Raw genomic sequence first — 9307 nt, forward strand, 5'->3', positions numbered from 1 at the left:
CTCCACGGTCATGGGAGACATAATATCTGGAAATCTATTGCTGATAATCTATGGCCTATTCTTTCCATTAGTTGTGATATTTATGGGAATGGCTATTAAAAAATTAGAACCTAACGTATAGCTTTAAAAAAAAAGAAAAAAGGAATTTCAACCTAATAATTTTTCCATTCCTTTTGATGCTAACAAGCCAAGGAAATCGCCTTGAGAATCCATAATGATATTGCCTTTGGAATATTGGTCAACCGCTGCACTAACCATTGCGGATTTTACATCGGGATCACCTGATTTTACAACAAGTGCTCTGACAATATCCATTACGGCATCACCTCGAGATACACCCTGGTTATTGGTTTCTTCACGGATAATATCTATACCGCTTGCATTAGTCTGCACACCATGGATATCTAATGGTCCTGCCGCATAAAGAATAGCATCTAATCCCTCACAATTTATTGCAACAACATCATCAATAGTTATATTGGTATTGGATTCAACTATTTCCTTTGCAAATTTCATGCCCTTGGAATTATTTGCATCATAGAATGAATCATGAAGCAGCAAACGAGGCCCTGCACCTTGTTGCTGATATTCCGTTGGTTCAGAAGCGGTTGGGTGTGACAATCCGCCAGGATAAACTGGAGCATAAGTTTTCAAAGTACCGTTATCCAAAGTAACTATGAACGCCATATCACAAGCACCCATTCCAGCCCTATTTTCACTTTCATCTATAGCGCAAACCAGAATGTTTCGCTCACCGGATGTTAAATGAGAGTTTTGACCCAAGAACATGGCTCCCGCAATAAGTGCAATTAAACCAATTACTACAATAATCAAGATTGATATAATAATTTTTCTAGTTCTGTTCATAATCCTACCCACATTATTTAGTAAAATTAGTCTATTATTAAAAAATTATATCAATTTTATAATACTTAAATTTTAGTAATAAATAATTAAAAAAAAATAAAAAATTAGTGGCAGTTACATCCGAAAAAGAAACACCATAATTTCTTTAAGATGCTTTTTTTCTCTTTTGGATCTTCTTTAGTTGTACAGCATGCAGGTTTATTTTTTGTTTGAGACATCAAAATCACCAAGTTTTGAAATTAAATATGAATGAACATATTTAATTTCCTGAAAGTAGTTATATGTATTTTATCAAATTAGAAAAAAGATTAATCTAATTCAATAACAATCGGAGTGTAGTTTATTGGTTTTGAAAAAACCAACAAAAGATAGTAATTAATTATTTAGGTAAACCTAAATTTTTATCACTAATTATAGTGTTGGATTATCTCATATATAAACATTTCCTTTTTTTAGTTATGCCTAAAATTTAAAAAAACATGCTAAAAAATTATTGGAAAAATACATAACAAAAAAAGAGATAATAGGTGTTTAATATTGAGGAGTTTAAACACCAACGACTTTTTCGGAAAATTTTGGCAGATTAATTTCCCATAAATACTAAATTAGAAAATTGTGAAACTAATTTAATATTTGAATTAATTTTGGAGATTGTATTATTATTGACTAATAATATGTTTTGTTTTAAAGTAATGTTTGATAAATTTAGGTATGCCTAAATTTACATCACCATGTATTACATAGTAAGACATAGTATATAAAGGTTTCGATATTTTTAGGTTAACCTAAATTTTTACTATGAAATATCTGAAAATATATCACGTGTTATATAACAGGTTGTATAAACTGGTATATAAATATTTGCAATACCTAAAAAATAAAGTTAAAAAAAAGAATAAGAATTGAAAGATTTACATTAATCTTCCAACACCAGTAATTTCAAAGCTAGCTACGCCATCAATAGCTTGAACCATTTCTTCAACAGCTTCAGATCCGCCTTCACCATCTTCAGTGATGAATTGTAAAATTACAGCAACTAAACCAAATGCAATAGGTTCTTCTGAAATTTCATGAATCTTAGCATTTTCAGGCATTGATGTTTTAATAGCTTCTTTAATAGATTCTAAGTCTATGTCCGGACTGTCCGGCATGATTTTCATAGTTGTTAATACTTCACCCATTCTAATTCCTCCATTTTATAAACTTATGGTCCTTCAAAACCACATTCACATTTGTAAGCGTGACCAAATGTACGGCATTTTTCACATCTTGCAATCTTTGCTCCACAAAGCGGACATTCGAATTCGACAAATGGTCCGGTTAATGGAATTTCTTGTTTACATGAAATACATTCTACAGTTTTCATTTTTATTCACCTATAATTTTTGTGTAATCGAAGTTATAATCATTTATATTATCATCTATAAGAGATAAAACCCTTTCGGGAAACTTTCCATTCACAACATCACAATTAGCCCCAAACTTTAATAAAAGAGAAGGTAACATTACATCAATCGATGACTCTTGAAAAGTTAGTAATTTTGTTGCATCAATTTTACTTATGAATGTTGAACCCGGCTCCTTAGGTTCTTGGGTATATATACCATTTACATCTGTTACTATTAAAAGGTTTGCATTTAGAAGGTGTGCAACATATGCCGCAATCGAATCTGAAGTCACATCCCAACTACATTCAAAAGGATCTTCTCTCTTTAAAAATTCAGAAACGATGAATATTGGTGTAAAACCTTCATTTGCTATTTGATTTACATCTTCAATTGAATATGCCAATTTTGCGGAATCCACTTTGTCATTAACAAGTTTAGCTATTATATCCATACAATCAATAGCTGTCCAATGATTTACTTCCTCGGAAAAATTCATTTCAGAGTTATATTTACGAATAAGATTTGCAAAATCTCCTCCGCCCAAAATAATAACCGAAGAAGTATTTTTTAATTTGTCTGCCAAGTCTATTGCATAATTTGGAAATAGACTTCCTCCAATTTTAACAACCTGTTTTATGATGCTACCACAACCATCATTTAATTAAAAATAGCCCTCATTAAATTCCAACCTAATCTATAACAGCTTCAAATCCCCGGTCACTTCGTCAATTATTTCATCTTCATCAGGACCAAGTGCCAGAACTGTGATGCTTGATGTAGGTATCTGAGTCCTTCCGGCATCAATTACCAAATAATTTGAAATTCCCTTTTCATCAGCATGTTTTTTAAGTTCGAGCAATTCTTCCTTTGTTTTAACTTTCAAAACTACTTTGGCATAAGCTTCATTTTCCCATTTTTTAATTTTCTTGGGGTCTGTTTTTTTATAGGAACCTATAGATCCATGACAGCACTGTGCAGCAATTTTACCTTTACGCATCTTCAAATCTGTTCTAACAATCATCGCTTGTTTCATATTATCATCAAATAAATTAAACACAAATGGTTTTTTCTTATTTAAAATATCTGACTATTAATATTTATATTTACTATTCGGCAGTTATGATGTAACTCAAAAAAAAACATTCAATAATTAAACAAAAGCAATATAAAATATTAATTATATAAACCTAATTAAATTTCAAAAAATATTAAAGTGACATTTATGCTCAAAAGATTATTTAAAGACAAAAAATTCATTTTTATTTTCACTTTTATAGTGGAATCCATTTTATATTACTTTTTTGAGCATTTGCCGATTGGAGGGGAGTACATAGTTCCGGATGTGGGTGTTGCTCCGGTTTTTGGAATGATGTTCGGTCCCGTTGGCGGTTTTGGCCAGGCCCTTGCCAGCCTTGTCTGGGAGCTTTATGACGGAATGGACCCGATTGCATCACTGATTGATTTTGCAATAATGTTTGCAATATCCATAGCAGCCTATAAATTATGGTATGCAACATTTACAAAAAGAACAATAAATACCCCAAAATTTGATTCAAGCTATAATGTTTTCAAATTCTTAATTATAACCTTATTTATTTCAGTTATATATTGGGCATTGATACATATCTCCCTTGAAGCATATTCCCCAATGTGGACCGTCTATCCATTATCCACTATAATTAACAGAACTTCATATGCTCTAAATATGTTCAGTTTCACATTAATTTTTGGACTGGCCTTCATCAGCATTTTTAATATTTTGGGCCTGCCTATGAAAGTCCCCGAAGGTTGGTTCAACATCATAGATATCGAAAATAAATACCTGTTGATAATTTTTATTGTTTTGATGGCTTATTTAATACCTGTTCAAATATTTAGCATAGACAACGATATTACAGACAACATATTCTTTGCCCTGACAATTATCATGGTAATATTATTCTGTTTAAACAAATTTAGAGCAAAAATTGAAGCGCGGATTGTAAAGTACTCTGCTATTGAAAAAATCATATTGTTTTTCCTGATTGTATTATCAATAATATTATTTATCTTATTTGATGAAATTACCTTAATCAGTTTTGTTTTTGCAACTAATTTCGAAGGCCATCGCCTTGAATTAATGAATTTGACTATTGGAAGCGCATTGATGATATTGTTTTGCATATTACATATCCATTATGTCGAAAAAACAATGACCAATCCAATTTATGATTTAATCAGCTCGGTAAACAACTACACAGATAATAAAAAATTTAATTCCTCTGAAAAATTCAATATTGACTTTGAAAAATATTTGAAGAATAATGATGACATGTCCAGATTGGTCGAATCATTTATTTCATTAAACAAGAATATTAGAAATAATTTGGATAATCTTAAAAGGACAACTGCGGAAAAAGAAAAAATTGAAACTGAATTTAAAATTGCCAGCAATATCCAAGCAGGAATGATTAAAACAGATTTTGACGAATTCTCTAATGGCCGGCCTTTTGAGATTTATGGATTAATGGAACCTGCAAAAGAGGTTGGAGGGGACTTTTATGACTATTTTAATATAGATGAAGAAAACATTGCTTTTGTCATTGGAGATGTAAATGGAAAAGGGGTTCCCGCCACGCTATTCATGGTCAAAACAATGCAGCTGATTGAAAATCACAGCAAATTTGATTCCACTTCCGAAAAACTTTTTGAAAACGTTAATAATTTATCATGTATTAGAAATGATGAGGGCTTATCCGTTAGTTCCTGGTTTGGAAAATTGAATTTGAATAGCGGAAAGCTAAGTTTTGTTAATGCAGGACACTATCCTCCATTAATTAGACAAAATAATAAAGATTTTGAATATCTGAAAGTCCAGCCAGATGTTGTTTTGGGAATGGAAGAAAACGTTCCTTATAACGAATATGAAATAAATTTAACCCCTGGAGACATAATATTTTTATATACTGATGGATTGACAGAAGCAAATGATAATTATGAAGGTTTTTATGGGGAAAATCGTCTACAAAAAACTATAAATGCCCATAAAGATGAAAAATTAGAAAAAATAATTGCAAACATTAAAGACGATTTGTATCAATTTTGCAATTATAATCAATTTGACGACATTACAATGTTAATAATAAAATACAATGGTTGTGAAAGTAATGAATGATATTAATGAACTTTTAAAATCAGAAAAATTTATTTTATTATTTTCAATGGGGATAACTCTAATAACAATGCTGCTTTTTGAGATACTATCCGGTGGCGGCTATGAAATGAATATTGAACTAATGATCATACCTGCTTTGAGTTTATTACTGGGACCGTTTGCAGTTTTAGGTTTTGTCATAGCGGAAGGAATAAAATTATTTATCATTAATCCAAATGACCTGCCCTCTAACTTAATAACAATCTTTTTACTTTTTATAAGCAATATGTTAATATGGAAATTATGGTATTCTATAATGAATAGGGAAGGATATGAAATCCCCAATTTAAACTCCTTATCCAACCTGATTAAATTATTCGCAGTATTCCTGATATATTTAATAATATGCCATATTCTTTTTGGCCCATTTGCCAAAGGAAATCCGGCAATAGACCGGATATACCAGAATATGATTATACTATTTTCCCTGAGCATAATTATCTTACTATTGGGAATACATATTTCAATTAAATATAAGATACCTTTGTATACACCAAAAAGACAATTAAAACAGTTCCTGCCCAATAAGATTTACTTGATTATATTAATTCTTGCAATCATTATTGGAATGGCAAATATCCAACTGCCAACCGATTCAAATTATTCCATAATGGTGACTGCTTTAATAATATTGCTTCTCATAATCTACTTAACTAACCCAATGACCGGCACATATCAAATTAAAGAGAAAATGGAGTTAAATTTAATTAATAAAATAAATTTCTCCATTTTATTACTATTGCTCATGGTGCTGCCTATAATAACTTTGCCAATACTCTATCTGATTCCGGAGTATCTTAGCATATATGAGATAATCAATATATTTTCAGAAATCTCAGAGCAAGTTTTTACATTAATTCTAATTCCCTTTTTGATTTATCTTTATTACCTTGAAAAGAACATGATGAAACCTATAAACAGACTATCAAAATCATTATCGAAAGACATGAACAATAAAGAAGAATATCAAAAACTTAAAAATGATTTAAATTCAATAAATGCCAATAACGAACTGAAGATATTAGCACAATCCCTGCTTAAAATGGAAAACGATTTAAACCAGTACAGTAAACAGCTGATAAAAGTTACTTCCCAAAAGGAAAGATTTGAAACCGAACTTAAATTAGCTCATGAAATTCAAAATTCAATGATTCCAAAAAATTTTGAAGAATATAATGATTACGATGAATGTGAGATCTGGGGATTAATGGAACCTGCACGGGAAGTGGCAGGCGATTTCTATGATTTTTTCAAAATAGATGACGATAATATAGGATTTGTAATTGGAGATGTGAGCGGGAAAGGAATAACTGCTTCGTTGATTATGGTAAAGTCAATGACATTAATCCAGGATTATGCTAAACACAATGAAGACCTTTCAGAAGTATTTTATGAAGTAAACAACCTTCTCTGTGAGGGAAACGTTGAAAGTCTGTTCGTCACATGTTGGTTTGGAAAAATAAACTTTAAAACAAAAAAATTATCATATGTTAATGCCGGACATAACCCCCCACTAATTAAGCAGAATGAGAACTTTGAATATCTGGATATGGAACCTGGGTTAATTTTAGCAGCTATGGAAGATATGCCTTATGAAACATGTGAACTCCAATTAAACTCAGGAGATGCAATAATTTTATATACCGATGGAATAACTGAAGCAAATTCAGATTATGAAGAATTTTATGGAGAAGAAAGGTTGAAAAATACCATAAATAAACATAAAAATGATGATTTAGAAAAAATCATAAACTCTGTAAAAAAAGATATTACTGAATTCTGTGGAAATCCAGAGCAATTTGATGACATGACAATGTTTGCCATCAGATTGAAATGATTATTTGAAATTCAAATTTTACAATAATTTAATTAAATAGTATTTATAAAAGTTTTAATGATTATATTTTTTAAGGAGATAATAATGACTCGTATTTCAATTTTAGACAAAGACAGATGTCAACCAAAAAAATGCGATTATCTTTGTATACATTACTGTCCGGGCGTTAGAATGGATGAGGACACCATAGTAGTTGATGAAGATACAAAAAAACCGTTGATATCAGAAGAATTATGTGAAGGATGCGGAATCTGTACTAACAGATGTCCGTTTGATGCTATTACAATTATCAATTTACCTGAAGCAGCCGACAATCCAATCCATAGGTTTGGCCAAAACCAATTTGAATTGTTTGGACTTCCAAACTTAGAGGAAGGAACCGTTTTAGGACTTCTCGGACCAAACGGTATCGGTAAATCTACAATAATGAATATTTTATCTGGGAATTTAATTCCGAACTTTGGGGATTGGGAAAATCCTCAGGACAATTGGAATAACGTGATTGAATTTTATAAAGGCTCATCACTTCAAAAATACTTCCAGGATCTGTCCGAAGGCAACATTAAAACAATCCTAAAACCTCAGATGGTTGATAAACTTCCGAAAGTTGTAAAAGGTAAAGTGAAAGACCTGCTTACCAATGTCAATGAACGGGACAAGCTTGATTATGTTACAAAAGAACTGCAGCTTGAAAATGTTTTGGACCGCAAGATGGAAAACTTGAGTGGTGGAGAACTTCAGAGAGTGGCAATCGCTGCAACAGTATTGAGGGAAGGTGATTTCTACTACTTCGACGAACCTACCTCCTGGCTGGATGTTTCACAAAGATTGAATGCTGTTAAAGTAATCCGTTCACTTGCCGAAGAAGGAAAAAGTGTGCTTGTAATTGAACACGATCTTGCAACATTAGACGCATTATCTGATAACGTGCATATATTGTATGGACAACCTGGAGGATATGGTGTGGTATCCGGTAGAAAAGGAGTTCGTATCGGAATCAATGCATACATCAATGGATTTTTATCAGAAGAAAACGTTAGAATCAGGAAAAATCCTATTGAATTTACAATCAGGCCACCAACCCCCGAAGATGAAGGGGATGCACTTGCAAGCTATACATACATTAGCAAGGAATATGACGGATTCAGTTTATCAGCGGATGCAGGTGAAATATTCTACGATGAAATAGTGACTGCATTCGGATCAAACGGTATCGGAAAAACCACATTTGCCAAAATGCTTGCAGGTGTGGAAGAGCCAACAACTGGAGAAGTTGACGAAGAGGTAACAATAGCATACAAACCTCAATACATAGTTTCCGACTTTGAAGGAACCGTAAGCGACTTTTTATACATGAATGCACCTAGTTTCGGAAGCAAAATCTTTGAAAGTGAAATAATGAATCCTCTCACATTAAATGATATGCTTGACAAACCTGTTAAAGGCTTAAGCGGAGGAGAACTTCAAAGATTGGCCATTGCTGCAACACTTTCAAAAGATGCTGAAATCTATCTATTTGACGAACCTACAGCATTTTTGGATGTGGAACAAAGATTGATTGCTGCAAGAGTCATTCGTAAAATGGTTGAAAGCAGAAATGCCGCATCACTTATTGTAGACCACGATATCGTATTTATTGATTATATCTCTGACAGGGCAATGGTATTTAACGGTACTCCTGGTTTGAACGGTCACGCATCAAAACCAACTGATTTGAGAAATGCAATGAACGAATTTTTAGGAAACCTGAACATTACATTCAGAAGAGATAAAGAAACAAAAAGACCTAGAGTTAACAAACTCGACAGTTACAAAGACCGTGAACAAAAAGAGAAAGGAGAATATTATTACTTATCTGATTAAATATTCCCTTTTTTATATTTTGGCTTTGTAGAAATCCTATTTGATTTTTACAAAAAAATTTTTAAAACCTATTTTTATTTCTATTTTTACTTAGAATCTCTTAAAATAATCTGATTATTTTTTATTCAGATTTACACTTGAAATTTCACATCGATTAGA

Annotated in this window: 8 protein-coding genes; 3 read left to right on the plus strand and 5 right to left on the minus strand. The window is 31.8% G+C overall.

The window, feature by feature from the left end; genetic code table 11:
• Nucleotides 1-147: 147 nt before the first annotated feature.
• The 5 genes from IJI93_RS01080 to pth2 form a co-directional block, all read right to left on the minus strand.
• Entirely contained in the window at nt 148-867 is a 720-nt protein-coding gene (locus tag IJI93_RS01080) for a DUF4012 domain-containing protein (RefSeq protein ID WP_292818641.1), read from the minus strand.
• 911 nt (nt 868-1778) lie between these two features.
• The gene (locus tag IJI93_RS01085) at nt 1779-2048 is read right to left on the minus strand and encodes an elongation factor 1-beta (protein ID WP_292818644.1); all 270 of its coding nucleotides are present in this window, start codon (nt 2046-2048) and stop codon (nt 1779-1781) included.
• Nucleotides 2049-2071: 23 nt separating this feature from the next.
• The gene (locus IJI93_RS01090) at nt 2072-2233 is read right to left on the minus strand and encodes a zinc finger domain-containing protein (RefSeq protein ID WP_292818647.1); all 162 of its coding nucleotides are present in this window, start codon (nt 2231-2233) and stop codon (nt 2072-2074) included.
• A 2-nt stretch (nt 2234-2235) separates the two neighbouring features.
• Entirely contained in the window at nt 2236-2895 is a 660-nt protein-coding gene (locus IJI93_RS01095) for a delta 1-pyrroline-5-carboxylate synthetase (RefSeq protein WP_292818662.1), read from the minus strand.
• Between the two features lie 54 nt (nt 2896-2949).
• The gene (gene pth2, locus IJI93_RS01100) at nt 2950-3288 is read right to left on the minus strand and encodes an aminoacyl-tRNA hydrolase (protein ID WP_292818650.1); all 339 of its coding nucleotides are present in this window, start codon (nt 3286-3288) and stop codon (nt 2950-2952) included.
• A gap of 189 nt (nt 3289-3477) precedes the next feature.
• Here pth2 and IJI93_RS01105 point away from each other — a divergent pair, with 189 nt between their 5' ends.
• The 3 genes from IJI93_RS01105 (at nt 3478) to IJI93_RS01115 (ending at nt 9148) form a co-directional block, all read left to right on the plus strand.
• On the plus strand, nt 3478-5409 hold the full coding sequence (locus IJI93_RS01105; RefSeq protein ID WP_292818653.1) for a PP2C family protein-serine/threonine phosphatase: 1932 nt from the start codon (nt 3478-3480) through the stop codon (nt 5407-5409).
• The gene (locus tag IJI93_RS01110) at nt 5402-7285 is read left to right on the plus strand and encodes a PP2C family protein-serine/threonine phosphatase (RefSeq protein WP_292818657.1); all 1884 of its coding nucleotides are present in this window, start codon (nt 5402-5404) and stop codon (nt 7283-7285) included. The genes IJI93_RS01105 and IJI93_RS01110 overlap by 8 nt, the downstream gene beginning before the upstream one ends.
• 84 nt (nt 7286-7369) lie before the next feature.
• On the plus strand, nt 7370-9148 hold the full coding sequence (locus IJI93_RS01115) for a ribosome biogenesis/translation initiation ATPase RLI (protein ID WP_292818659.1): 1779 nt from the start codon (nt 7370-7372) through the stop codon (nt 9146-9148).
• Nucleotides 9149-9307 lie beyond the last annotated feature (159 nt).

This window comes from Methanobrevibacter sp. (assembly GCF_017431965.1).
In the GTDB taxonomy this organism is placed as follows: domain Archaea; phylum Methanobacteriota; class Methanobacteria; order Methanobacteriales; family Methanobacteriaceae; genus Methanocatella.